Source organism: Bacillus sp. JZ34 (genome assembly GCF_053903205.1).
On sequence record NZ_CP096403.1, the window covers coordinates 2,354,296 to 2,379,358 of the forward strand.

A 25,063-nucleotide genomic window follows, 5' to 3' on the forward strand; every position below is an offset into this window, starting at 1 on the left:
AAAAAGAAGAGAAAGCTAAAGGCTTTCTCTCCTCATTCAATTACTGTTTCATTTTATTGCGGAGCACCATTTGCAGGATTCCGCCGTGACGGTAATAATCGATTTCCACTTCGCTGTCAAAGCGTACAACAGCTTCAAACGACTTGACTGTGCCGTCTTCGGCAATCGCTTTGACTTGAACGAGATCCCGCGGGCGAACCGTCTCACTCACGTCAACTTCAATCGTTTCTTTCCCGGTCAAACCGAGCATTTCAGCGTTTTCTCCCTCTTTAAATTGAAGCGGAAGAACGCCCATCAGCACAAGGTTGCTTCTGTGAATTCTTTCAAAGCTTTCTGCAATGACGGTTTTGATGCCGAGCAGATTTGTTCCTTTTGCCGCCCAGTCGCGGGAAGAACCCATTCCGTAGTCTTTTCCGGCAATGACGACCAGACCTGTGCCGTCTTCTTTATACTTCATGCAGGCATCGTAGATGGACATTACTTCTCCGGTCGGCCAATACGTTGTATAACCGCCTTCTGTACCCGGAGCGATCTGGTTTTTGATTCTGATGTTGGCGAATGTTCCCCTCATCATGACTTCATGGTTTCCGCGTCTTGAACCATATGAGTTGAAGTCTCTAGGAGAAACGCCTTTTTCCTGCAGATATTTTCCGGCTGGCGTGTCTTTGCCGATCGCTCCCGCAGGAGAAATATGGTCTGTTGTGACAGAATCTCCGAATTTGCCGACAATGCGCAAGCCTTTAAGCGGTTCAACCGTACCAGGCTCAACTGACATGTTTTCAAAGAACGGCGGGTTTTGAATGTAAGTGGATTCTTCATCCCATTTATACAGGGCTTCATCCGTTGTTTCAATCGCATTCCAGCGTTCATTGTCATCAAACACGCGCTCATATTCTTTTCTGAACAACTCAGGAGTAACGGTTTGCTTCACGACGGAGTTGATTTCGTCCATCGTCGGCCAAATATCGTTGAAGTATACGTTTTGACCGTCTTTTCCGACGCCGATCGGTTCGTTTTTCAGGTCAATATCTACCGTGCCCGCCAATGCATAGGCTACGACAAGCGGCGGAGACGCCAGGTAGTTTCCTTTGACAAGCGGATGAATCCGGCCTTCAAAGTTACGGTTTCCGGAAAGGACAGACGTAATCAGCAGGTCATTTTCGGCAACCGCTTTTTCGATTTCAGGCGCAAGCGGTCCGGAGTTCCCGATACATGTCGTACAGCCGTATCCGACGATGTTAAATCCAAGCTCGCGCATATATGGAAGCAGGCCTGAATTGACTAAGTAGCCTGTTACGACTTTTGAACCCGGAGCCAGGGATGTTTTCACATAGTTCGGTACTTTCAATCCCAGTTCAACCGCTTTTTTAGCGACAAGGCCCGCACCGATTAAGACATAAGGGTTTGATGTATTTGTGCAGCTGGTGATCGCCGCAATCGCAATCGCACCCGTTTTCATGACGGCTTCTTCGCCGTTTTCAAGCTTAAATTTGATTTCTTTGTCAGCCTCACTCGCGTTTAAACCGAATCCCTGGTTCCCTGCAGGGCTTGCCAAATGCTTGTGGAATGTCTCTTTCATGTCAGTCAGCGGAATGAGATCCTGAGGACGCTTCGGACCTGAAAGATTCGCTTCAACTTTTGACAAGTCAATTTTAACGATATCGGTAAATACGGGATCTTCCTGATCAGGCGTGTAGAACAATCCGTTTTGACGGCAATATTCTTTCACCACATTGATATGTTCTTCATCACGGCCTGTTAAACGCATGTATTCCAATGCTTCCTCATCAACAGGGAAGAAACCGCAAGTCGCGCCGTATTCAGGAGCCATATTTGCGATTGTCGCACGGTCTGCAAGCGGAAGTTCTGCAACACCCGGTCCGAAGAATTCGACGAACTTTCCGACCACGCCTTTTTCACGCAGCACCTGTGTTACTTTAAGCGCCAAGTCCGTCGCCGTCGTGCCGTTCGGCAGCTTTCCGACAAGCTTCGCTCCGATTACTTCAGGTACAGGGAAATATGAAGGCTGGCCGAGCATGCCCGCTTCAGCTTCAATTCCGCCGACGCCCCAGCCGAGAACGCCGATTCCGTTGATCATCGTTGTATGGGAGTCAGTACCGACAAGCGTGTCAGGATAAGCGACAATCTCGCCGTCTTCTTCCACAGCATGGACAACGTTTGCCAAATACTCAAGGTTCACCTGGTGAACAATACCTGTAGCAGGGGGAACAGCCTGATAGTTATTAAACGCTTTCTTAGCCCAGCTTAAAAATTTGTAACGCTCTGCATTTCGTTGGAATTCAAGGTCCATATTAATTGTCAATGCATCTTCCGTACCCGCTTTGTCAACTTGTACGGAGTGGTCGATGACAAGGTCTACCGGTATTTCAGGATTGATTTTATCCGGATCTCCGCCGACTGAAGCCATCGCTTTTCTTAATGAAGCAAGGTCTACAACGGCTGGAACGCCGGTAAAGTCCTGCAAAATAACGCGGGATGGTTTGAAAGGAACGTCAATATCCTTTAATTCGGCAGTGCCCCATTTTGCCAAGTTTTCAACGTGTTCCTTTGTAATGACTCTCCCGTCTACTTGACGAAGAACGGATTCGAGCAAAACTTTAATGGAATAAGGCAGTTTTGATACGTTTCCGATTCCTTGATCCTCTAATGCTTTTAAAGAATAATAGCTGTACGTTTTGCCTTGTACTGTAAACGTTTTTCTTGATTGAAAAGCGTCTTTTTTTGCGACTTGTTGCTGATTCGCCATTTCTCCAAAATCCCCCTTTAAAGATCAAGATCATACGCCAGAAAAATCGGCATATTTCACCACAATTTTCTCACAATTTAATCTTAAAACAATTTTAAACATAAGTAAATATCAATGTTTTTATTAAATTCAATAAGAATGCCTTATATAAGGAAAAAAGTTTATTTTACTGGAAATACATTTTTTTATACAATACACCCGCTAAGGCTATACTACAGTCTGAGGTGATCGAAATTGGCCAAACGAAAAGCAAATCATGTCATCAATGGAATGAACAATGCTAAACGCCAAGGAAACGGCGCGGGATATATTGAAGATGACCAGCATATTCTCACTGAGGCGGAACGCCAAAACAACAAAAAACGGAAGACCAATCAATAAATCCTAAAAATCCTTCATGAATGGCTTAGGAGGTTAAGACATTGACAAATAAAAACGACGGCAAAGATATGCGCAAAAACGCACCGAAAGGAGCTCAGCCTGGGCAGCCAGAGCCTTTGAGCGGAAGCAAAAAAGTTAAAAACCGGAACCATACGAGACAAAAACATAATTCCAGTCACGATATGTAACATTTTCCGCGTCTTTCACGGCGCGGTTTTTTACTTTACCTCTCTGGCGATGCAACCCCCTTCGAATCGCCTCCTTCACATGAATTCACAGCTGTGCATAATCTAACGGTAAGGCTAGGTATGGAGGAATGATCAAATGACAAATACAAAACGTTTCGATTCCGCAGATTTTGATAAAGAATGGATGAAACAGTTTGTTGACGACCCTTTTCTCCTCTATGATGAGACTTTTCCGATCGACCTTTATGAAACGAGCACTGAATATATAATCGAAGCAGATTTAAGCCGCTTGAATGCCCGGCACCTTGACATGACGTTTTCCGGCTACGATTTCAAGCTTGCGGTTAAAACCGATGAACAGCATTACGAAAAATCGCTGATGCTTCCTTTCTTTTTGAATGACAAACAGATCGAAGCGGAATGCGAGAACAGCATTCTTGCAGTTAAAATCAATAAGGAAGCAAGCCAAGATGAAGTTTCGCTTTCATTTCATATTCCTTTTATATCATACATGCACAACAAGCAGAACCCGGACAGCGCGTAAAACACTTTGCCATCCGGGTTTTTTCCGTTCGTTCGTCAAATATCCGCTAGCAATTCTCTATGGCCGATTAGGGAATTGCTATACAATAGATTATGTTCTAGCACCTCTTTTGATCAGGCCGGTGTCCCATTTTATATTATTTTTTCTATGTTCTTCTAAAACGCCTTCATGTAAAATAGGTTATAGACAAAGGAGTGATGAGAGATGCTGGAAGGATGGTTTTTATGGCTGATGCTCGCTTGGATCGTCATCATGATCGTCCTCTTGTCAATCGGCGGTTTTTTCATGTTTCGCAAATTTTTAAAAAGGCTGCCTAAAGAAGATGGGAAATCTGAGCTGGACTGGCAGGATTATTATATTGAACAGACAAGGCATTTGTGGAATGAAGAAGAAAAAGAACTGCTTGAAGAATTAGTTTCTCCCGTACCCGAACTGTTTCGCGATGTAGCAAAAGCGAAAATCGCCGGAAAGATCGGAGAACTCGCATTAAAGGAAAAAGCAGGCGCAATCGACCGGGATTTAATCGTCAGAGGCTATATTATGGCCACACCGAAAAAAGACCATAAGTTCCTCGTAAAGCGTTTAAAAGAAAAGAACATTGATCACTCTTCCTATCAAGAGCTTTTTAAATAAACAAAACCTTTCCTGAAAGAAGGAAAGGTTTTGTTTTAATTGACCTGTATGTGATTTGACGCTTCAATCTGGCTTGAAAGCTTTCTGAACGATAAAAACATGGCAATCCGCCAAGGAACGATCATCCCGAAAGCCAGAATCCAAAACATTCCGCTCAGTGCGCCGTAATCGATCGTTGTGCTTAATATGCTCTTCATCGCGATCCGGATGACGAGCAGCGCAATTAAAATAAACACAAACGATTTGGAGCGTTTAATATAGATTTTATCATCGCGGATTTCAAATTTTGAGGTTTTAATTAAGAAAATAGAAAAGATCATGCCCACTGTGAGAGCTTCCAAAAATTCGGCACCGGTCACGTGGAACATCGGAAATAAAAACATGAGAGCACCGGTGCTCATAAAAATCGGAGGCAGTATAATTTTTTTGGCCGTAGCCGGTTTTTCAGATGACTTGATTCTGACAGCCATGACAATGACGGCCATCACGACGGCAAGTATAGATGAAACGACGATCATCATACATATCATCCCTTTTTCTAAAGCTAATTTCTCTACTTGTTACTATACTCCAAAACGAAGAAAAAAACCATGTTCAGGTTTTTCAGCTGCAAGGATTTCCGAGCACGTGGCGAATCGCTTCGACGACTTTCGTCTCCTCGAAAGGCTTGACGATAAAGTCCTTGGCTCCGGCTTCGATCGCTTCAACAACGATTCGCTTTTGCCGCATGGCCGTACACATGATCACTTTCACCTTCGGGTTCAGCTGGATCATGTCCTTTAAAGCTTCAATCCCGTTTTTCACAGGCATTGTAATATCCATGATAACCAAGTCCGGCTGCAGCTCTTGATAAAGCAAAACAGCTTCTTCCCCGTTCCCGGCTTCACCCGCGACTTGCAAGTCTTCTGTTTCAAGTATTTCTCTGATTTTATCTCTCATAAATTTTGCATCATCAACAATTAAAACCCTTGTCATACTCCCCTCCAACATCATTATTCAATTTTGCTGTGAATAAGTCCTATTATAACAAAAAACCAAGGCGGTCCTTAGCCAGGTATCTAAAAGCCTCTGAAATCGCCGAACAGGCCTGACAGTACGATAATGATTTTCGTCATCCAGTCAAAGAACAGCAGGATTCCGACTGCAATCATTGCAATTCCGCCGATCTTCATGATGAGGAGCTGATGCTTCCGAAGCCATTTCATCTTTGTCATGAAAAAAGACAGGAGCAGAAACGGCAGGCTGAATCCGAGCGCATAAAGCACCATATAAGGCACAGCCGACATCGGGTTCGTTCCGGCGAGTGTGATGACCGCTGCAAGAATCGGACCGGTGCAGGGCGTCCAGCCGGCGGCAAATGCCATTCCGATTCCGACAGAACCGAGCAGGCCGCCGGGCCTGTTTTTAAAATGGAGGCGCCTTTCTTTCATTAAAAATTCAGGCTTAAAAACCCCCAGTGTGACAAATCCAAAAAAGATGATGAATACCGCGCCAAGCTGCCTGATGAGCTGATGATAATCCTTAAAAAAGGACCCGACAAGCGATGTGCTGTAGCCGAGAGCCACAAAGATCATCGAAAAGCCAATCAAGAAAAAGATCGTATGTATCAGGCTCCTTTTTTGAAACATAAGTCTGTCAGAATGGATTTCACTCATGCTGACACCTGTAATATATGATAAAAAAGCGGGATACAGCGGCAGGCAGCATGGCGAAATAAACGATAGAAACCCTGCACCGAAAGCGAGAATATAGTTGATATCAGCCATCTCTTTCTCCCTTCTATTTTTTGGAATACTATGAAAGAAAATCATTTGATATGACAATTACATTTCAATTTCCTAACATATCACAAAAAAGGATGTTGGTTTCACGAATTTCTTTATATAATCAATTTTGACAATTTACCCTTATCACCTTCAGAATTGAAAAGGAACCTATATATGGATATAATAACATTTAGTAGGCAACAAAAAGATGATTTTTACAGAAGAAAGGATAAATTCCTGTGATGAAAGAAAATCTGCTTCATGAAATTGAGGAAAAAAGAAAAGAGCTGCTAAAAATCGTCATGACAAACGGCATGACTTCACATATCACCATTCAGCACAGCCAGCAGCTGGATATCCTTCTTTTGGAATACCAAAAACTATCTCTCGGACATACACAATAATCATAGATCAAAATAAAAAACCCGGAAGCGGGTTTTTTATTTTATAACCATGTTCCTTCTATGTCATAATCGCATTCGTATTATTTCGTTTGATTTTCCATGGCTTTCATCATTTGATTAATTTTCTTCTGGGATGGTTTCATACCCATCTGCATCATCATCATGCGCAGCATTTGTTCATTAATTGGCGGATTTTTTTTCAAATAGTTCATCATATATTTACGAGCAATAAAAAATCCGAGTGCAACACCTGCGAGCAATGCTAAAACGCCCACTAGGATGACAACCCATAAATCCATTTAATTTCCTCCTTCATGTTGTCTCGTATAAAGTGTACTAAACCAAACGCTATTATACAACATTTACAGTCCAAATTCTTTTTTTTATACAAAATTTCTTTCTTTCACAGGGTTCAGCCAGCCGTAACGTTTCATATTAAAATCCATCGCAAGGAAACACGGACTTACTTTCCGCAAAACCTCAAAGAATACCGTTTCGGCATCGAATGGACCCTTCGCCAAAATCTCAATATGTCGGTCTTTGATAATAAAAGAAGCGCTTCCTTTTGGAACAATCAATCTGTATACATAGTCAACTTGTGTATAGTCTTCCCGGCAGAGGTTCATTTTCATTCTTTTGTGTATATGGGCTGCGGGAATCGGTTTTGTAATGAACTCGATCTGCTTGGCGGCTAATGGAGACTTTTGATCGGGGCTCGTCCAATGATAATCGTAAAACAGCTTGAACATGACAGACTCTCTTCCAAAATAATGGCTGGCAAATTCCTCTTCTATCAAATACGTATAATAATGGCGTTCCATCACAGTCTCATCCCCCTGTATCGAAGAATATATGCTTTCTATTATACAAAAGGGGGTTAGAAATAATTGTCTGATGATGATAAAAGAAGCGACTAATTTTGTCGAAATGAAAAAAAGAGAATGATCCGCAGATCATTCTCTTTCATATGCCCGATTAGCGATTTAACAGTTTTTTCACCCGGTCAACTACATTCGCAGGCGTAAAACCGTATTCTTTCATGATCGTTTCGCCGGGAGCTGAAGCACCGAAATGGTCGATTCCGAGAATGTCCCCGTCAGTGCCGGTATATCTCTCCCATCCGAGCGGTGATCCCATTTCAATTGCGAGACGCTTTGTCACATCAGTTGGAAGAACAGCGTTTTTATATTCGGCCGGCTGCTTGTCGAAACGATCCCAAGACGGAACGCTGACAACGGATACGTCAATGCCTTCTTTTTTCAGCTCGCTTTGTGCGTCAAGCGCAAGGCCAACTTCAGATCCGCTCGCAAGCAAGATCGCTTCCGGTTTTTCGTTTTGGCTTTTCGAAACGACATATCCACCTTTTTCAACGCCTTCATAAGCTGCTTCAGCAGACTGATCGATTGTCGGCAAGTTTTGACGTGTCAACACAAGCGCAGTCGGCTGACTTTTTGATTGAAGCGCCAGTTTCCAGGCTGCTGCTGTTTCATTTCCGTCTGCAGGTCTGATGACGGACAAGTTCGGCAGCGCACGAAGTGATGCCAGCTGTTCAATCGGCTCATGAGTCGGTCCGTCTTCTCCGACGGCAATGCTGTCATGTGTAAACACATATGTGACAGGAAGCCCCATTAATGCCGCAAGACGGATCGCAGGTCTCAGATAGTCGGAGAAAACGAAGAACGTTCCGCCGAATACGCGAAGGCCACCGTGGAGAGCCATTCCGTTCAAAGCTGCTCCCATCGCAAATTCACGTACACCGAACCAGATATTTCTGCCGGCGTAATCTCTCGCTGAAAAATCTCCGCCGTTTTTGATTGTCGTTTTGTTGGAGCCGGCCAAGTCAGCGGATCCGCCAAAGAAGAACGGCACTTGTTGTGCGATTCCGTTTAATACTTCCCCTGAGGATGCACGCGAAGCAAGGCTGCTTCCTTTCTCATAGGCAGGTACTTTCTGATCCCAACCTTCAGGAAGCTCGCCCTTCATCGCAAGTTCAAGCTCTTCGGCAAGTTCCGGGTGGGCTTTCTTGTATGCCGAGAACAGCTCGTTCCATTCCGCCTCTTTTTTCTTGCCCGCTTCTTTCACTGTTTCGTTAAAGTGTTCGTACACTTCAGAAGGGACATGAAAATCTTCTTCGTATGTCCACTCATACGCTTCCTTCGTTAATTTCGCCTCTTCTGAGCCAAGCGGAGCACCGTGAACGCCGGATGTTCCCGCGCGGTTTGGAGAGCCGAAACCGATCGTTGTTTTCACTTCAATTAATGTCGGCTGCTTTTCATTTTGTTTCGCTTTCTCGACGGCCGCCGTAATCTCGGCAATGTTATTGCCGTCTTCAACATAAAGCACTTCCCAATTCATCGCTTCAAAACGCTGCTTCACATTTTCAGAGAATGAGCGGTTTAATTCACCGTCAAGCGAAATGTCATTTGAATCATAAAGCACGATGAGACGGCCGAGTTTCAAATGTCCCGCAAGCGAAGCCGCTTCCGATGAAATTCCCTCCATCAAGTCTCCGTCACCGCAAATGCTGTATGTATAATGATCAACGACGCGATAGTCGTCACGGTTGTAAGTTTCCGCAAGGTGACGTTCAGCAAGCGCCATTCCGACAGCCATTCCGATTCCTTGGCCAAGCGGGCCTGTCGTCGCATCTACACCCGGAGTATGTCCGAATTCCGGATGTCCAGGCGTTTTGCTTCCCCATTGGCGGAAATTCTTGAGGTCTTCAATTGAAACGTCATATCCGCTTAAGTGAAGCATGCTGTACAGAAGCATTGATCCGTGTCCGGCGGACAGCACAAAACGGTCCCTGTTAAACCAATTCGGATTTTCAGGGCTGACATTCATCATTTTTGTCCAAAGCGCATAAGCCATCGGAGCAGTCCCCATCGGCATGCCGGGGTGACCGGATTTAGCTTTTTCAATCGCGTCTATGGAGAGTGTTCGTATTGTTGCGACAGATTTTAATTCAATCGTTTTCATTATGATCCCCTTCCTGTATGGACTCTACTTTCTTATCATAAATCTACCCATCGGTTTTCACAACCATTTCAGCTCAAAAGCAGTGAAAAATGACGAATCTTTACCTTCATTTTAAATTGTAGTATATACAAAAAGGGAATACGATATCGGCGTATTCCCCAAATTAATGCAATCGGCGGTTTCTTTTTTCCTGTTTGAGCTTTTCAGGCGTCACATCATTACCTTCAGGATCAACAATCGTCACAGTTTTCAACGTGTTTTTCATAGACGCGCGGACGCCTTGAAGATATTCCTGGCGAAGCTTCTGCTGTTCTGCTTTTTCTTCGTCTGTTAAAGATCCGCTCTTTGCTTTTTTGGCAAGCTCGTTAATTCTGGCTATTTTTTCATTAGAAATCATAAGATACTCCTTTGATTCGGTATATATCCATCATACTACTAAATCCGCTTTCGTTTGACAACAGATTAGTCTGCAAGGCCGTCCTTATACTCCTGGTAGCGGCGGTGAACGGTTGCTTTTGAAATGCTGTATCCGAACCCTCTCAACACGGCTGCAATCTCCGCAAACGTCAGCTTGTTCTCCCTGAGCCTGACGATTTCTGAAAGAGGCGCTTCGATCCGCTCTCTCCCGCCGCCTTCATTGCGGTGTTTCAGATTCCTCTCCGGGCGGTAGCCGTTTTCGACCGCCTTCTTCATTCCCCGCTTAATTTTCAGGTTATGTATTTTCCGCTGGTATTCTTCGACAATGCCGACAATCTCCAAAACCATCGAATCCGCTTCGGAAAGCTCAAGTTTTCCCCGGTGAGCCAGCGTGTAGATTTGAACGCCTTCTTTATATAAACAGTGAAGAAGGGCAATTTTGGCATTCCCTCTTCCAAGTCGCGTATCATCCTGTATTAAAACTGCGTCAATGTCTGATGTTTTGATTTCCTCGAGCAGATCGAAGACGCCGTCGCGGTCCATCTCATATCCGCTCGCCTGTTCGGAAATGACGTTCACGACGTTCATCCCGTGCTCGGCGGCAAGCGACTGGAGCTCTTCAGCCTGCCGTTTTAATGAGGTTTCCTGCTGCTCCTTCGCAGTGCTTACCCTGGTGTAAATAATCGCATTCATGGAAATCCCCTCAATCATTTATTCTACAACTGCAAGCTGATATTGATCGGAGTGCTGTTTGGCTACCGGCAGGACCAAAACATCGCCCGGTTTAATAACGGAGGTCGGCAGATTGTTTTTATCGGCGACCCATTCGATGAATTTTTGTTTGTCAGCGGGTTTTCCGCCTTTGATCCGGTCGGCCAGCTCCCACAATGTATCGCCTTCCTGCACTTCTATTTTAACATATTGCTTTCTTTCTTCGATTTTACCGGCAAAAGACACAAACAGAATACAGCAGCTGATCACAGCAGTAAACAGACTGACAAAAATCAATGATTCTCTTTTCATATCCATCACCCCAGAATGTTTGTTCGGTTTTATGATTTCAGTATACATACGAACAAATGTTTCTGTCAATCGTTTTTTTCGAACCTATGTTTGTACTCAAAGGAAAAACATGCTATAATCTAGCTAAAATCGACGTTTTGAGGTGCAAAAAATGACGAAGCTATCAAAAAGACAACTTGATATTTTGCGTTTCATTAAAGAAGAAGTGAAACGCAAAGGCTATCCGCCTTCCGTCAGGGAGATCGGAGAAGCGGTCGGCCTGGCGTCAAGTTCAACGGTACACGGCCACTTGGCAAGGCTTGAAACGAAGGGATTGATCAGAAGGGATCCGACGAAGCCGAGAGCGATCGAAATTCTCGATACAGAGGAAGAAATTCACATTCCAAAAAACCAGGTTGTCAATGTCCCGGTCATCGGAAAGGTGACGGCCGGTACGCCGATTACCGCAGTCGAAAACATTGAGGAATACTTTCCGCTTCCAGACCGCCTGGCGCCGCCGGATGAGCATGTCTTTATGCTGGAGATCATGGGCGAAAGCATGATCGATGCCGGAATTCTTGATCAGGATTATGTGATAGTCAAACAGCAGAATACCGCAAACAACGGAGATATCGTCGTTGCGATGACCGAAGACGACGAAGCGACTGTTAAGCGGTTTTTCAAGGAAGAAACCCATATCCGCCTTCAGCCGGAAAACCCGACGATGGAACCGATCATCCTCCAGAATGTGACGATTCTCGGAAAAGTCATTGGCGTATTCCGCACGGTTCATTAAAAAACGGACTCATCAGCAAAACCGCCGGTCGGCGGTTTTTTTTCGCACGAAAAAACAGGCTCACATCCATACGGAAATGAAGGATGCGAGCCTGAAACAGAGGGATTGATCATATGCTTACATTACCATTATCCCCCAAACAAGTTTTCCTGTCAACAAAAATGTTTCCTTGAGGAAACATTTATCGTTGTCTCCCTTTTATCGAACGATAAACAAAATTCTCGTCCCGTCAGCGTAATCGCTCAGCCTGTTCCCGACCCAGGAGCCGGCTCCGCGGTTATCCGATGAGCTGACATATCTGACCGACGCTCCTTTTCCCCCTTCTTCACACATGGCCATCGGCCATTCGTCACGGTCAAAGCCCGGCTTAGTCGGAATCCCCTTTAATGATTCCTGACGGCGCTTATCCGCTCCAGATCTTTCAATTGTGCAGACATCTGAATGGCCCGCTTTGATCGCATCGCTTATATGAGCACCTGTTTCAGGATAGCGCGATGCCGGAAAATACAATACGTCATCATACCTTGCAGCGCCTTCGGCATGCTGAGGAGAATATGCAGCCCCTCCCGAAAGCCCAAGCAGCACCAATGCGGAAAACAGCAGATGAACCGCCCATTTTTTGATCATGACAAAAACAACCTCCTCTTGTATATGCTGGTGTCACTAACAGATTAAGAGAGAATTGTTTTTGCTTTTCGGGCTCTTTGTGAAAAAGACGTTTAGAATGTGTAAATAAACGTAAGTTAAATGCTCGGGGCATACCCGTGAAAAACTGCATGTGCTTTTTGCGTCCGCTCTAAACGTATACACGGCTGCCGTCAGGAAACATGCGGCAGCCGGATATGCAAATTTTTTCATCGTTGTATTTTTTAAAAATGATTCATTCACACAACAAAAAAACAGGCGGAAAATCCGCCTGTTTATACGGCAACTTCAAATGTCAGCTTGTCGCCGTGCTTATAGTCAATTAATTTAAAATCATCGATTGTAAAGTCATAAAAGTTTTTGATGTCCGGGTTGATCCACAGCTTCGGCGCTTCATATTGCTCGCGTTTCATCTGAATGTTTAAATTATCGATGTGACGGGTATAGATGTGACAGTCGCCGATATTGAAGATGTATTCGCCCAGCTCATAACCGAGGACTTGGGCGATCATGCGCTGCAAGACGTTATATTGGAACACATTGAACGGGTTGCCAAGCGCCATGTCATTGCTTCTCGCTCTTACTTCCAAAGAGAGCTTTCCTTCTTTCACATACCATTGCGTCTCATAGACGCAGGGCGTCAAGGCCATGCCGTCCAAGTCATCGGGATTCCACAGCATGGTCAAATGCCTGCGTGAAGACGGATTATGCTTTAACTGATGGAGCAAATAATCCACTTGATCGGCTTTCTGCCCGTTAACCGTTCTGTTTTTCTTCGCTAATTGATAGCCGTAGGCTGCTCCGATTGTGCCGTCTTCAAGCCGCCATTGATCCCAAATATGAACCCCCATATCGTTCAAAACTTGAACATCATTGGATTTCAGCTGCCAGATCCAAAGCAGCTCTTTGATGGCCGTTTTCCACGCCACCTTCTTCGTCGTCAAAATCGGCACTTCCGAATTGTCAAACCGCATTTTTTCGCTCATGATGCTCAGCGTATGAGCCGGCGTTCCGTCTGAATCCCACTTCGTCCGGACCTGATATTCTTCATCGGAGATCCCTGATTCAATAATTTTTTGAATGATTGCATTGTATTGCTGGTCATAATGGCTCATCTTATCCTCTCCTCTTTCCACATGATATGTATAAAATGAGTTTTTTTCAAGATTTAAGATCATGCGCGGGTTTGATAAATCTCCAACGCTTTCTTGATAACATTTTTATCGTATCCGGTGACATCATGGATTTTCTCAGTCCAGCCTTCAATTGTGTCCGGCTTCGCTTCTCTGTATAATCCTTTGCTCGTGCTAAGATATATGTCCCAGCCGCTGAATTCCCAATGCGCGATTTCATGTTGAAACGGAATTCTGCATTCCAGTAATGGCGCAGGCTTCAATGCCGCTTGCGAGCATTCAGCTGCCTCCCAAAAAACGGACATGTCAACAGGCTCTGTAGAGTAGACTTGAGTTGACACCTTTCCGTTCGGCCGATGGTAAAGGACCTTAACTCCGCCGGTTGTCGGCTTGACTTGAATTTGTGCTGCCGGGAAAAAACCGTCCAGCTTTTCACTGGTATAATCTTCACATTCGCAGTCGATCAGAATCGGCTGCAGCCATTGATCTCCCAGATCACATAAAAAGCGCCGTCCTCTTTCATCAAGCGCGATGACTGCGGCATGCGCGCGTTCTGTTTTGAACGAACGGCCGATCGGAAAAGCTTCCACTCCGTCTTTTGTAAACTCGTCCAGCAGCCAAATCGAAAGGTCAAAGCAATTGCCGGCAATGCCGTACTCTTGGTGGTGTTCCTTCATCATTGAGACGTTCCGCTGTTTCTGATCCCCTCCCTGATGATAAAACCATGCCTTTGTCAGCGTTTCCATCGGAAAAGCGTCGAATCTTCTCCACGTACGGAGAATGGCATCCGGAGCAAACATCATCTTCCCCCCTGTCCAGAAGCGATTGTTAACACTATTATATACGGGCGACCGAGACGAAAAAAATCCCTTAGCAAGGGATTTTTTCGTTTTATTTTCCTTTCTCATCAGTCGGAATCTGGATCAGGGAATTCGATCCTGTCGCTTTAGGCATTTTTCCGTCCCATTTTTGGATCCATTGATACTTGATCATTTCATCTGACATCGATTTTTTAATAATTTCATTATACTCGGCAATACCTTGAGCTTCGATCTTTTTCTTTTTCGCTTCCGCTTCGGCGATCTTCAGCTCTGTCTGCGTTCTTTCCAGTTCCTGCGAAGACTTCACGCGCGCGTCAATCGCTTCCTGGGTCGCTTTATCAGGCTTTGGCACACCGAGTGTTAAATCGTCAATGACAAAGCCGAGCCCCTTCATATCATCTGCAAATGTTTTTTGGATTTCTGCGGCGGCATCAGATGATTTTTGTCCGTATGTATCAATGACGGAGTATTTGGAAATCGACTTTCTTGCAGCGTCCCACAGCCTTGTTTTCAAGTAGCTGTTTTCGATTGATTCAATATCGACCGCTCCGAATTTATTAAACAATTCTACGACTTTATCAGGCTGAACGACATAGTTGTAGGCGATGTCCATTGAGATGTTTTTGCCGTCAGAAGTAGCCACTTGAATATCCTGATTGTTTACAGTCTGCATCCGCACCGGATATCTTGTGACTTTGTCAAACAGTCCGACTAAATGCCAGCCTTGATCAAGCGTTTCCGATTTCACCCCGCCATTCGGAGAATAAACGACGCCGACATATCCGTTCGGAATTTTCTCGATGAACAAGGAAGCTGTGAATCCTCCGATAATTAAAGCAACAGCGACAATGATTCCGCCGAGCAGCGTTTTGTTTTTATTCTTCTTTGGTTGTTTTTCATTCATCTTTGTCATCCTCCAGCGTTTTCTTTATTTTGCTCGCCCCGCTTCCGACTTTTTTAAAAAGCGGGCTTAACATAAGCCATACGCCAAACCCTATAATGGATAGCAATATGATCGAACCAATCATGACTTTCACTTTTGTTTCACCCCTTTTGCATTTGTTGATTGATCGTATGACTAAATAAAATCATTTCACTTATGTTTACGTTCATATGAACTTAAAGTTTCATTTTTTTAAAATGTAATAGAAAAAATTTTATCATTGCAATTGCGAAATCAATGGCATCGTTAAAGGATATGTCGGATATCTTACTCTTTATGCCGCGTATATCATGGCGTGTTCGCAGTCAAATGAAGACGAAGCGGCATGCCGAACCAACTATCAGCTGGGCACATACTAAAAAAAGAGCCAAATGATTGGCTCTTTTAAAAATATTAAATTTCAATTATTGTTGATTGCCCTTTTTAACCCATTCAGCTACTGTCACTGTGCGTTTAGCTTGATGTTTCACTGCAGCTTCCACGTCTTCAATCATCTTCCCGTTTTGATCGACTGTAACACTCGTTCCATATGGATTTCCGCCAGCCCCGAAGAGGACAGGATCAGTGTATCCCGGAGAAGCAATAATAGCTCCCCAGTGCATCATTGAAGTATATAAGGACAAGATTGTTGCTTCTTGACCACCATGTGGATTTTGAGCGGAGGACATTGCGCTTACAACCTTATTTACTGTCTTTCCGTTTGCCCAAAGTCCGCCTTGTGTATCAAGAAACTGTTTCATTTGGGATGCCATATTGCCAAAGCGTGTTGGTGTACTGAATATAATAGCATCTGCCCACTCTATATCTTCTGAGGATACGACTGGAATGTCCTTTGTTGCATCAACAGTGGATTTCCACACTTCATTTCCCTCAATGGCTGATTGCGGAGCCAATTCTTGTACTTTTAAAACTTTGACCTCAGCACCTGCTTCTTCCGCACCTTCTGCAGCCCATTTGGCTAATTGATAGTTTGTTCCGCCCATACTATAAAAAACTACAGCTAATTTTACATTTGACATATGATCCAGCTCCTTTGATTTTCTAAATAGTTTGTCTAAAAATCCCATGTTTTAACACCTGCTTTTTTGTTTTCTTTTCGGCAAACCTTTTAAGAACCACCCCCTTGAAGTGTTTCGCTGCCATTATTATTCCTTGCTAGAATAAACTTAAAACATTTCAATTTAATGAATCTCAATTTCGAGATATTATGGATGGTTATATTACTTCGGTCTTTTTCTGGTGAAGATTTCGCCAATCTTTGCGTAATCATGCCCGGCTAAACGACTGATGGCGCCGAGGCCTCTTGGATCGATTTTTCCATTTTCATAGATGTCGCTTTCGATATGATATTGAACGACTCTGCCTATCATGAAATCGCATCCGTCAGAGTGCTTATCTCCCAACTCTAATGAGTACTCCAGAACACATTCCATACGCACTTTTGCTTCTTTCACGCCCGGCACCGAGACTTTCACACTTTCGACGGGGGTTAACTCCGCTAACTGAACTTCACTTTGACTTGGTGGTAGGCTGGCGGCCGTTAAATTGATTTTTTCAACGTTTTGTTCATCAACGATATGGACCACAAATTCTTTGCTGTTCAAAATGTTTCTCGCTGTATCCTTTTGGCTCCCTGCAAAACGTTGAATAGAAAGGGAGATCATCGGAGGATTTGAAGATACAATATTAAAGTAGCTAAAAGGAGCTCCGTTTAAGACGCCCTCCTCTGATAAACTTGTAACAAATGCAACCGGTCTCGGTATAATACTCCCGATTAAAAACTTGTAGTTCTCTCTTTCTGTTTTTGTATTGGGATCAATGGACAGCATCGAATCACTTCCTTACAAAAATTAATCCAGCGCCTTCACTGTTACAGGAATTAATCTTCTTTCTAACTGCTCTCTGTAGTGTTCATACTGGGCCGGCAGCATTAACTGTTCTCCCATTGTTTCATATGATTCATCATGGGCGAATCCTGGTGGATCTGTTGCAATTTCAAATAAGATTTCCCCGTGTTCTCTGAAATAAATCGCGTTAAAATAATTTCTGTCTTGCACAGGTGTAACACGGTATCCGTTTTCCGCAACATATTTTTGCCATTCCAATTGATCATTGTCATCAATGGCTCTCCAGGCAATATGGTGAACTGTACCCGTCCCCATTTGTCCGCTTCCTATAGTTGTTAATTTCAAATCAATCATATTTCCTATGTCACCAGCAGAACGAAAACGTACAAAATCTCCTTCTTCTCCAACTTTTTCAAGTCCCATGACCTTTTCTAATAATTCAGCCGTTTTTTCGGGTTGTTTGGATAACAGTGTTGCTCCGCCAAATCCTTTGATTGCATTGTCCGGTGTTATTTCCCCTACTTTCCAGCTGTTCTTTTCCCCTTGTTCTCTTTCGACAATTTCCAGATGAAGACCATGAGGATCATCGAACTCCAAGTATTCCTCTCCAAAACGGTTCATTTTTGTATAAGGCACATTGAATTTTGCTAATCTGTTTTCCCAAAAAGCCATAGCGCCTTTAGGAACGACGTAAGAAGTCACTCCCACTTGACCATCTCCAATGACTCCTCGACGGGCACCTGCCCAAGGAAAGAATGTAATAATCGTTCCCGGTTTCCCGCCTTCATTGCCAAAATAGAGGTGATATGTTCCCGGATCATCAAAATTAACGGTTTTTTTCACTAAACGTAAACCAAGAACGCCAGCGTAAAAATCCACGTTCTCTTGCGGATGGCCGACAATCGCTGTAATGTGATGGATTCCAGTTGTTTTCTTTTTCATTCCATTTCACTCCTCTTTCATGAAACATAGCTTTATGATGAGAAATACGTTACAAATTCATTTACAGGTTTTCTAAATCCCCGTGATTTTTCTGCTTTTTATTTTTTCCTTCTTTAAAAGATCAAAATCAATGGACAAGCATCCCTGCCTTTTTCTTTATAGGACTCCGGGCAGTTTTCAACCTTCGTAGATTTCTGTTGCTTGCTAACGATGATGACTGCCGATGAGCCCAGGATCTTGTTATGTCATGAAGCTCCTGTTCAGAAATAGAATACCCAGTTCAATATTTATTTCTCATTATCATGAATTCATATATTTCGAATTCGAGATATTATTATAAAAAAATTTACATGCTTTGGGCATGGAAGCCAAGTTTTTTTAACTTTTCAATTAGAACTTCTTTTTCTTTTATGTCTAAGCCGCCGAAAATGCCTTTCATAGCTGTTTTATGTTTTGGAAAAAGATTGTTCATCAGTGCAGTTCCTTCATTCGTTAAAGCAGCGTATGTTATACGGCGATCTTTAGGACAAGGCCTTCTCTCTATTAACTTTTTCTTCTCCAACTTATCTACAACATAGGTAATGCTGCTGCTTGCGATTAATACTTTTTCGCCTATTTTTTGGATCGGCTGATCGCCTTTACTATAGACTAATTCTAGAACAGCAAACTCAGTTGGGTTTAGTCCTAAACATTTAATATCCTCTTCCACGCGCTTTTTAATCGATTGCAGTGCACGAGACAAGACAATAAATGCCTTTAAAGACAACTCCTCTTCGTATCTCTCCATTTCCTGACTGCCCACGGTATTCATCCTTTTTAATTATCTCGAATTCGAGATAATTGTATAATAACGATTTGCTGTTGTCAACTTTTTAAAACGGTTTATGTTATTACGAGTTAAAACAGATGAGACAGAATTGTTAAACGGATGCATTTCCATTGCCGAAGCAGGATTCGGATCTAACACAAAAAACCGCCGACTCAAGGTCGGCAGCGCCGGCTGTTTCAGAAGTCTTGTCATGCATGAAATAGTTTGTCTTTTATCTGGAGATGCAGCTTCGGATTCAGCAAGAAAATAATGGACTGAAGCTGTTCCTGTTTATTAATCGAGGGATCCGCGTGGTGTTGATGGTTGTATCCGTTAAAGATTGCAATCAGCGTGGTGGCCATCACCTTCGGATTGAGCTGTTTCTGAACGATGCCTTCTTCCTGGAGCTGCTCGATCAGTTCGACAAAAAACTCCCTCCACTGTTCATACAGAAGGGCTACTTTTCTTTGAATCTCAGGATATCTATGACTATTTGCCATAAATTCCAAAAACAAAGCTGTCGAATGCTCTTTATTTGATGTTTGAATCAAGTGTTCAATCCCTGCGAGCAATCCCCTCAGCGTCTTTTTTCGAAAACAATTCATGCTGGTTTGAAAGCGATCTTCCATTTGCTCATTCATAATATGGAGAAACAGCATCTCCTTTGACTTGAAATACAAATAAAACGTAGCTTTAGAAAATCCGGCTTCTTTCATAATTTCATCTACAGAGGTTGCCGAATATCCATTTTGGGCGAACAGATGATATCCGGCTTCTACGATCTTTTGAACCGTATTCTGTGTCTTCTTTTTCATTAAGCTGTCCTGTCCTCTCTACTTCTCTAATTAAGTTGACCATCTATGTATTGAGATATACTGGGAACGTCAAGGACTCGTTATGTTAAAGAAAATTGGAAAAAGACGCTTAAAATCTTCTGCTCAAACATACACTTGCAGCCTAAGCGGACGTTCTTTCATCAAGCATAGCAGTGACATATAAACACCGCCAAGTGACATTAGCCCGGTAAGTCAACAAGGCCAATCGCCCTAACAGGCCGGTAGCCGTATGTTCCTTTCCTTGCAAAATTCCCAACATTCATTCTAGCATTTACTGCTAAAAACTTCATATATATTGTAATTTATTTAATTGGATTTTTCTGTTTTTTAAAAGCCTCTATGAAATACCCGGGGTCCACATCCACTTCATAAGCAAATACCCCTTGGTTCGTATGGAGGTAAAGCAAACCGGCCTCGGAAAAAGGTCTGTATGATACATCGTGGACGTGCTCAAGGCGATACTGGCGGCTTGCCGTTAAAATTTTATCGTTGTACAGGTACATTTGATTATGCTTTTTTGTATAGGTTTGCCGGTTAAAATCAATCGTCCGTTCTGTTTTGTAGTAGCTGACAGCGGCGATGGCCTGATGGCACCCGTCTTTCATTTGAAACCTCCATTTGCTATTCGTTGATTAATTTGGACATGACATATTCATCAACATATTGTCCTTTTACTTTCAAAGCGTGCTTTTTAGTGCCTTCAATGATAAAACCCATTTTTTTGTATAAACGCACGGCGGCTATATGATGGGTCATGACAGTCAGCTCAAGTCTGTGAAGCTTTTCTTCACAGGCCCATTTTTCCAATGCCTGAAACAGCTTTACTCCAATACCTTGTCCAATATATGTTTGGCGTATGCCAATGATGATATGGGCACGGTGGCGTGTTCTCTGAACCTGTCCTCTGACTGCTGCAACATATCCGACTAAGCTTCCGTCATCAGCCGCACAAACAAAAACTTCACACACGCCGGATTGGATCTGTTTGATTTGACGTTGTGCCTGAAGCTTTCGTTCACCCGGTTCAAACAGCATGAATTCAGATTCTTCATCGATCGTTTCACAAAGCTTCAGATAGTTTTCTGCATCTGAAGCTGTTAATTTTCTGATATGCAAGAAAGGCCCTCCAAACAGTTTTTAGATTATCTATATATTCTGAATTATAATCGCATGAAAAAGGCTGTGCAAACCGCAGGTGCCAAGATCGATTCGCGGCTTCATCAAAAAAAATAGCAAAACCGTCGGCATTACTTTTCAAGCAGCCTCGGTTTCGCAGGGTCGCACGCAGGTTTTTGCGTATTTGTCGATTCGGCGATTTTCATTAAATAATAGCATTCTTCCCTCATCATGTGGTCTGCCATCAGCGCGGAGAACGTACCGAGCATCTGATCTGTAAGCTCCAGCTCCTCCACTTCTTTCAAAAAGGTACGAAACAGCTCAATCTCAAGCTTCACGTCTTTATTCATCCTTCTGAGAGCGGGAAAAGATTCAACATTCGCTCTGAGATACCCCGTCAATTCAACGGATTTAATATAGAACTGTTCAAAGTGTTTGACAAACTCCCTGCTCTTCTCTTTCAACCGTTTTTCCACCGCATCCAGGTCATCGGCAATTGCTCCAGCATGTCCGGCGGCATCCATCAGCCACAGCATATGGTGGTGCAACTCGTGGAAAACAGGCGGCACTTCCCGTTTTTTTAAGTATTTTAGCACAAGCAAGTACTCCTCCAGTTCATTTACCATATGGTTGATAAAAGTCGGGGGAAGGTGAATTTTAATATCGCCTGTCAGGTGCCTTTTAATGATGGAGAGTTTAAATTTCCTGAATTGAAGGGCATATTCTTCAGCTTCAAGCGTTAATGAATACAAATCAGGCGAAGCATTCACTTTTTTCAGCAAAACATCAAACGTCTGCTTGAACTGCTTCGCCTTTTGAATATCTTCTTTTTCCCTTTCAGCCAAAGAATCCAAAATAAAACGCGCATGATCACCCAAAACTTGAAGCCAAAATTTATGTTCAAAAACGGCCGTCTCCTTATAAGTTTTCAAGCTTGCGCCTCCCTTTAAATACCATTCTTCACTATGGCTATTCGCTGCAAGCCCGAAATATGATCATGCAAATAGAAGCTGATCAATAAAGATTCGGAGGCAGTATGTCATCCCGGGGATGTTGAATAACCGATGGCGGCGTATCATGAATATATGCAGGCGCAGGTTTTAGCACTGGTTTTTTCGCAAGGGGCTGAGGATGTTCAACATACTGAAAAACGCCTTCCCCATCCATGCTCGGTCCCTTCGCCCATCTGCCTGTAGCGCTCTCGTTGCCTCTTGAAAAATTAAATAATACATGGGAGACTTCCCTTTTTTCCAGATGGCGCGGAAACGTGCTTGGGACGACGACATTTTCTTTCGCTTCCAGTTCTTTAATGGCCGCAAGCCACTGGTTTTGATGCATCGTATCCCTTGCAATCAGCCAGGACAGCATATCTTTGACACCGCGGTCCGTCGTCTCTTCATAAAGCCGGACAGCCTGCAGGCGTCCCTGTGATTCCGCGTTTAAATTTGCTCGAAAGTCGGCAAGCAAATTTCCGCTTGCAATAATATAATCGGCGGTCCAGCGGTTTCCCACGCTGTCGGCCGGCATTGCCCCTAATCCTGATACGATGGCATGCTGCGGATTCATCCCTCCGAGAATGGCACCGAGCACAGGATCTTTTGCAGCTTTTTCAAGATCGCCGACCGGCGCACCGTCCAAAAGCCTTGCAATCATCGTCGCCAGCATCTCGATATGGGCGAGCTCTTCAGCCCCTGTATCCATCAGCAGATCTTTGTACTTGCCGTTTCCTCTGACACTCCAGCCTTGAAAAAGATATTGCAGAGCTACTGATATTTCGCCGAACTGTCCTCCCAGTATTTCCTGCAGCTTTTTCGCAAATAATGGATCGGGTTTTTCAGGCTTTGCATGATACTGCAGTTCTTTAATATGAAAAAACATAAGATCGCTCCTCTCCTGAGCTACCTTATGAACGATAAGAACAATAGGTGTTTGTCTATCCCTTTTAAATGAGTTTCTATGAACCGCTAAGAAGGTCTTCAATCCACATATCAACTTGCCGCTCAGACATTCCTCCGACATACATCCGCTCTGGTCTTCCTTCCCGATTAATGAATATACTTGTAGGCAAATAATAAATTTCCCAAGAACGGTAAACTTCAGCCGATTGATCCAAAGCGACCGGAAAAGTTAAGCCATGGCGGTCGACAAAGCTCTTTACTGCACCTTTCGATTCACGCACATTGACAGCGATGATTTCAAAACCGTCTCCTTTAAAACGGTCATAAGCTTTTTGCATGACCGGCATCTCCTCTTGGCACGGTGTACAAAAAGTCCCCCAAAAGTTAACAAGTACCGCCTTTCCCCGTAATTTTTTCAGTTCGATGTCACCGCCCTCTAAAGTCGATAATTTAAAATGTAATGCCTGCCTGTTCATTCCGGCCTCCGGCAATATGCTGATAAAGAGCATAACCAGACGCACAACATAGGAGCAAGAGGATGGCGCCTCTCAATAAAAGCAGCGTTTGTTTTTTCATTTTTTTCTCCCGATATGTTAGCCCTAATATGAAAAAAGGACTCTCCTCTGCTGGGCTTTCTTTATGATGAGTAGTCCGGCATTTCATGCTCAAAGCCGTAAAAGCCTGTAATTCCAACATCTCCGCAGCCTGACACTTTTGTGATATCCAGGAAATGATTGCGGTGCGGCGTCCCGCTCACTTTATCTGCAGCACTTAAATGAAGATGATTTCCAGTAAATTCTTTCTCGCTTAAAGTGATCGCATGTCCTGTTAACGTGATTCTCTGCAGCTTGATCTTGAGTGTACAGCCTTCTGCATTAAAAATCGTAAACTTATAATACAGCCATGTCGGGTAGTAATTTACATTGGTGCTGTCCGCCATAAAAAATCCCACTTGATCTTCAGTCATTGTCATGGTCGTCTTTTTCTCATCTTTTGTAACCGCAGCATCAGCAGGCTGAATATGAAAACTGCAGGCCATCATGATTGAAAACAACATCAAAAATAAATTTTTTTTCATTGGCGCCCCTCCCTTTTTCCATATTATAAACTTTATTGAATAAAAAGGATATTGAAATTTAATCTCCCGTTTCAAGATGAGTGTGCCGAACGATCCCTTACAAAAGTGTAATGTTCATGTCACGTTATTCGATTTTTTTATCAGACAATGAATCTTAGAATGATAAATGAGGTGAAATTGTGAAAAAGCATATCGTATGGATCAGCCTGATGATCATATTTACCGCATTATTAAGCGGATGTAACTTAAACCGTGTGGGAACAGACGAATATTATGTTCACATTACCGGAAACGGGAAGGAAGACACGTCGAAGTTTGACGACGGCGAGGAATACTCCGTCTTCAAATATGAACTGGCCGGTTTTGATGAGGACGGTCAAGAAAAAACAATGGAATTCACAGCTGATAAAAACCTTCGTACAGGCGCGTTTTTACGGCTTTTCTATTCTGAAAATAAAGGCGTGAAATCGTGGGAAGAGGTTGAAAAAGACGATATTCCCGACAAAGCCAAAGATCGATTAGGTGTGAAAAATTAAAAAACATGCGGGAGATGGCGGCGCCATCTCTTTTGTTTATCCTTGCATGCCTTCCTTTTTGCTTTTTTTAAGTGATAAAAATTCATCCTGAAAAATGCACATTCTAATAGCGTTACGATAATAGCCGTCAACGAAAAATTCATCCTGCAGCTCGCTCTCGATTGTGAACCCTGCCTTTTTATACAAGTGAATCGCTTTTGCATTATCTTCGTCGACGATCAAATACAATTTGTGCAAATTCAAAACGGAAAACGCGTAGTTCATCGCCAAATACGTTGCGCTTGACGAATACCCGTTCCCTTGATGCTCGGGATCAATGATGATTTGAAACTCCGCCCGTCTGTGAATATAATCAATTTCGACCAGCTCAACCAATCCGATCATCTCAGTCTCTTTCTCTATGATAAAGCGCCGTTCGCTTTGGTCATGAATGTGTTTGTCAAACAAATCCTGCAGCTCAACAAAAGTCTCATACGGTTCTTCAAACCAATACGACATAATCTTCGCATCGTTGTTAAGACGGTGGACAAACGGAAGGTCTTCTCTTTCGAGCGGACGCAATTTAAGCTGATTGAACATATCA

The 25,063-nt window shown here is 43.4% G+C and carries 35 protein-coding genes; 7 read left to right on the forward strand and 28 right to left on the reverse strand.

The genetic code is table 11. The features are described 5' to 3' along the window. Positions 1-40: 40 nt before the first annotated feature. A complete protein-coding gene (acnA, locus tag M1D90_RS11760) occupies positions 41-2,767 on the reverse strand; it encodes an aconitate hydratase AcnA (RefSeq protein WP_456282791.1) in 2,727 nt (908 codons plus the stop codon). Between the two features lie 234 nt (positions 2,768-3,001). Between acnA and sspO the strand changes: the two genes are divergently transcribed. The 4 genes from sspO (at position 3,002) to M1D90_RS11780 (ending at position 4,513) form a co-directional block, all read left to right on the forward strand. Beyond that, entirely contained in the window at positions 3,002-3,148 is a 147-nt protein-coding gene (gene sspO, locus M1D90_RS11765; protein WP_020451603.1) for a small acid-soluble spore protein O, read from the forward strand. Positions 3,149-3,189: 41 nt separating this feature from the next. Then, the gene (locus tag M1D90_RS11770) at positions 3,190-3,336 is read left to right on the forward strand and encodes a small acid-soluble spore protein P (RefSeq protein ID WP_003182250.1); all 147 of its coding nucleotides are present in this window, start codon (positions 3,190-3,192) and stop codon (positions 3,334-3,336) included. A 136-nt stretch (positions 3,337-3,472) separates the two neighbouring features. Beyond that, positions 3,473-3,880: an Hsp20/alpha crystallin family protein gene (locus tag M1D90_RS11775; protein ID WP_020451602.1), complete on the forward strand. Its 408-nt coding sequence runs from the start codon at positions 3,473-3,475 to the stop codon at positions 3,878-3,880. Positions 3,881-4,084: 204 nt separating this feature from the next. Beyond that, positions 4,085-4,513 carry a DUF2621 family protein gene (locus M1D90_RS11780; RefSeq protein WP_020451601.1) on the forward strand — a complete coding sequence of 143 codons (429 nt, stop codon included), beginning with the start codon at positions 4,085-4,087 and terminating at the stop codon, positions 4,511-4,513. A 35-nt stretch (positions 4,514-4,548) separates the two neighbouring features. Here M1D90_RS11780 and M1D90_RS11785 read toward each other — a convergent pair whose 3' ends face one another. The 3 genes from M1D90_RS11785 to M1D90_RS11795 form a co-directional block, all read right to left on the reverse strand. Further along, positions 4,549-5,043, reverse strand: coding sequence for a CcdC family protein (locus M1D90_RS11785; RefSeq protein WP_020451600.1), 495 nt, complete (start codon positions 5,041-5,043; stop codon positions 4,549-4,551). 73 nt (positions 5,044-5,116) lie between these two features. Further along, positions 5,117-5,488, reverse strand: coding sequence for a response regulator (locus M1D90_RS11790; RefSeq protein WP_020451599.1), 372 nt, complete (start codon positions 5,486-5,488; stop codon positions 5,117-5,119). A gap of 83 nt (positions 5,489-5,571) precedes the next feature. Then, positions 5,572-6,279: a cytochrome c biogenesis protein CcdA gene (locus M1D90_RS11795; RefSeq protein WP_035338653.1), complete on the reverse strand. Its 708-nt coding sequence runs from the start codon at positions 6,277-6,279 to the stop codon at positions 5,572-5,574. A 242-nt stretch (positions 6,280-6,521) separates the two neighbouring features. On the opposite strand from M1D90_RS11795, the gene M1D90_RS11800 reads away from it, so the two are divergent. Then, positions 6,522-6,683 (forward strand): aspartyl-phosphate phosphatase Spo0E family protein, encoded by a 162-nt coding sequence (locus M1D90_RS11800; protein WP_020451597.1) that lies wholly within the window; start codon positions 6,522-6,524, stop codon positions 6,681-6,683. An 80-nt stretch (positions 6,684-6,763) separates the two neighbouring features. On the opposite strand, the gene M1D90_RS11805 is transcribed toward M1D90_RS11800, so the two are convergent. The 6 genes from M1D90_RS11805 to yneA form a co-directional block, all read right to left on the reverse strand. After that, on the reverse strand, positions 6,764-6,982 hold the full coding sequence (locus M1D90_RS11805; RefSeq protein WP_003182236.1) for a YneF family protein: 219 nt from the start codon (positions 6,980-6,982) through the stop codon (positions 6,764-6,766). 84 nt (positions 6,983-7,066) lie between these two features. Next, a complete protein-coding gene (gene sirA, locus M1D90_RS11810; RefSeq protein WP_020451596.1) occupies positions 7,067-7,504 on the reverse strand; it encodes a sporulation inhibitor of replication protein SirA in 438 nt (145 codons plus the stop codon). Positions 7,505-7,658: 154 nt separating this feature from the next. Beyond that, positions 7,659-9,662 carry a transketolase gene (gene tkt / locus M1D90_RS11815; protein ID WP_195258789.1) on the reverse strand — a complete coding sequence of 668 codons (2,004 nt, stop codon included), beginning with the start codon at positions 9,660-9,662 and terminating at the stop codon, positions 7,659-7,661. Positions 9,663-9,825: 163 nt separating this feature from the next. After that, the gene (locus M1D90_RS11820) at positions 9,826-10,059 is read right to left on the reverse strand and encodes a DUF896 domain-containing protein (protein WP_020451594.1); all 234 of its coding nucleotides are present in this window, start codon (positions 10,057-10,059) and stop codon (positions 9,826-9,828) included. Positions 10,060-10,124: 65 nt separating this feature from the next. After that, positions 10,125-10,772: a YneB family resolvase-like protein gene (locus M1D90_RS11825; protein ID WP_020451593.1), complete on the reverse strand. Its 648-nt coding sequence runs from the start codon at positions 10,770-10,772 to the stop codon at positions 10,125-10,127. Positions 10,773-10,790: 18 nt separating this feature from the next. Then, on the reverse strand, positions 10,791-11,102 hold the full coding sequence (yneA, locus tag M1D90_RS11830; protein WP_020451592.1) for a cell division suppressor protein YneA: 312 nt from the start codon (positions 11,100-11,102) through the stop codon (positions 10,791-10,793). A gap of 151 nt (positions 11,103-11,253) precedes the next feature. Here yneA and lexA point away from each other — a divergent pair, with 151 nt between their 5' ends. After that, entirely contained in the window at positions 11,254-11,877 is a 624-nt protein-coding gene (gene lexA / locus M1D90_RS11835) for a transcriptional repressor LexA (protein ID WP_020451591.1), read from the forward strand. Between the two features lie 198 nt (positions 11,878-12,075). Here the strand turns inward: lexA and M1D90_RS11840 are convergent, their stop codons facing one another. From M1D90_RS11840 to M1D90_RS11920, 17 genes are all read right to left on the reverse strand, one after another. Next, positions 12,076-12,504 carry a NucA/NucB deoxyribonuclease domain-containing protein gene (locus M1D90_RS11840; protein ID WP_020451590.1) on the reverse strand — a complete coding sequence of 143 codons (429 nt, stop codon included), beginning with the start codon at positions 12,502-12,504 and terminating at the stop codon, positions 12,076-12,078. Between the two features lie 293 nt (positions 12,505-12,797). Beyond that, the gene (locus M1D90_RS11845) at positions 12,798-13,637 is read right to left on the reverse strand and encodes a thymidylate synthase (RefSeq protein ID WP_026579651.1); all 840 of its coding nucleotides are present in this window, start codon (positions 13,635-13,637) and stop codon (positions 12,798-12,800) included. 59 nt (positions 13,638-13,696) lie between these two features. Further along, positions 13,697-14,458: a hypothetical protein gene (locus M1D90_RS11850; RefSeq protein ID WP_025809940.1), complete on the reverse strand. Its 762-nt coding sequence runs from the start codon at positions 14,456-14,458 to the stop codon at positions 13,697-13,699. A gap of 88 nt (positions 14,459-14,546) precedes the next feature. After that, complete coding sequence (locus M1D90_RS11855; protein WP_020451587.1) at positions 14,547-15,380, reverse strand: prohibitin family protein; 834 nt, start codon at positions 15,378-15,380, stop codon at positions 14,547-14,549. Then, positions 15,373-15,513, reverse strand: coding sequence for a hypothetical protein (locus tag M1D90_RS11860; protein ID WP_023857597.1), 141 nt, complete (start codon positions 15,511-15,513; stop codon positions 15,373-15,375). The genes M1D90_RS11855 and M1D90_RS11860 overlap by 8 nt, the downstream gene beginning before the upstream one ends. A 310-nt stretch (positions 15,514-15,823) precedes the next feature. Then, positions 15,824-16,438 carry an NAD(P)H:quinone oxidoreductase gene (gene wrbA / locus M1D90_RS11865; RefSeq protein ID WP_026579653.1) on the reverse strand — a complete coding sequence of 205 codons (615 nt, stop codon included), beginning with the start codon at positions 16,436-16,438 and terminating at the stop codon, positions 15,824-15,826. Positions 16,439-16,639: 201 nt separating this feature from the next. Beyond that, positions 16,640-17,248, reverse strand: coding sequence for a flavin reductase family protein (locus M1D90_RS11870; RefSeq protein WP_023857599.1), 609 nt, complete (start codon positions 17,246-17,248; stop codon positions 16,640-16,642). 21 nt (positions 17,249-17,269) lie between these two features. Next, positions 17,270-18,208 carry a ring-cleaving dioxygenase gene (locus M1D90_RS11875; RefSeq protein ID WP_026579654.1) on the reverse strand — a complete coding sequence of 313 codons (939 nt, stop codon included), beginning with the start codon at positions 18,206-18,208 and terminating at the stop codon, positions 17,270-17,272. A gap of 346 nt (positions 18,209-18,554) precedes the next feature. Next, on the reverse strand, positions 18,555-19,010 hold the full coding sequence (locus M1D90_RS11880) for a MarR family winged helix-turn-helix transcriptional regulator (RefSeq protein WP_020451583.1): 456 nt from the start codon (positions 19,008-19,010) through the stop codon (positions 18,555-18,557). Between the two features lie 215 nt (positions 19,011-19,225). Then, entirely contained in the window at positions 19,226-19,831 is a 606-nt protein-coding gene (locus tag M1D90_RS11885; protein WP_023857600.1) for a TetR/AcrR family transcriptional regulator, read from the reverse strand. 323 nt (positions 19,832-20,154) lie between these two features. Continuing rightward, the gene (locus M1D90_RS11890; RefSeq protein ID WP_023857601.1) at positions 20,155-20,457 is read right to left on the reverse strand and encodes a hypothetical protein; all 303 of its coding nucleotides are present in this window, start codon (positions 20,455-20,457) and stop codon (positions 20,155-20,157) included. 16 nt (positions 20,458-20,473) lie between these two features. Continuing rightward, positions 20,474-20,968: a GNAT family N-acetyltransferase gene (locus M1D90_RS11895; RefSeq protein WP_026579655.1), complete on the reverse strand. Its 495-nt coding sequence runs from the start codon at positions 20,966-20,968 to the stop codon at positions 20,474-20,476. A 131-nt stretch (positions 20,969-21,099) separates the two neighbouring features. Continuing rightward, entirely contained in the window at positions 21,100-21,900 is an 801-nt protein-coding gene (locus tag M1D90_RS11900; protein ID WP_020451579.1) for a DUF2935 domain-containing protein, read from the reverse strand. Positions 21,901-21,982: 82 nt separating this feature from the next. Then, positions 21,983-22,846 carry a manganese catalase family protein gene (locus tag M1D90_RS11905; protein WP_023857602.1) on the reverse strand — a complete coding sequence of 288 codons (864 nt, stop codon included), beginning with the start codon at positions 22,844-22,846 and terminating at the stop codon, positions 21,983-21,985. A 76-nt stretch (positions 22,847-22,922) separates the two neighbouring features. After that, a complete protein-coding gene (locus tag M1D90_RS11910) occupies positions 22,923-23,375 on the reverse strand; it encodes a redoxin domain-containing protein (protein ID WP_316072860.1) in 453 nt (150 codons plus the stop codon). Then, complete coding sequence (locus tag M1D90_RS11915; RefSeq protein ID WP_256163837.1) at positions 23,317-23,442, reverse strand: hypothetical protein; 126 nt, start codon at positions 23,440-23,442, stop codon at positions 23,317-23,319. Before M1D90_RS11915 ends, M1D90_RS11910 begins: the two co-directional genes overlap by 59 nt. 61 nt (positions 23,443-23,503) lie before the next feature. Then, the gene (locus M1D90_RS11920) at positions 23,504-23,944 is read right to left on the reverse strand and encodes a hypothetical protein (RefSeq protein ID WP_023857604.1); all 441 of its coding nucleotides are present in this window, start codon (positions 23,942-23,944) and stop codon (positions 23,504-23,506) included. 209 nt (positions 23,945-24,153) lie between these two features. Between M1D90_RS11920 and M1D90_RS11925 the strand changes: the two genes are divergently transcribed. Further along, the gene (locus M1D90_RS11925; protein ID WP_217626321.1) at positions 24,154-24,480 is read left to right on the forward strand and encodes a YxeA family protein; all 327 of its coding nucleotides are present in this window, start codon (positions 24,154-24,156) and stop codon (positions 24,478-24,480) included. Positions 24,481-24,516: 36 nt separating this feature from the next. Here the strand turns inward: M1D90_RS11925 and speG are convergent, their stop codons facing one another. After that, positions 24,517-25,059 (reverse strand): spermidine N1-acetyltransferase, encoded by a 543-nt coding sequence (speG, locus tag M1D90_RS11930; RefSeq protein ID WP_020451574.1) that lies wholly within the window; start codon positions 25,057-25,059, stop codon positions 24,517-24,519. Positions 25,060-25,063 lie beyond the last annotated feature (4 nt).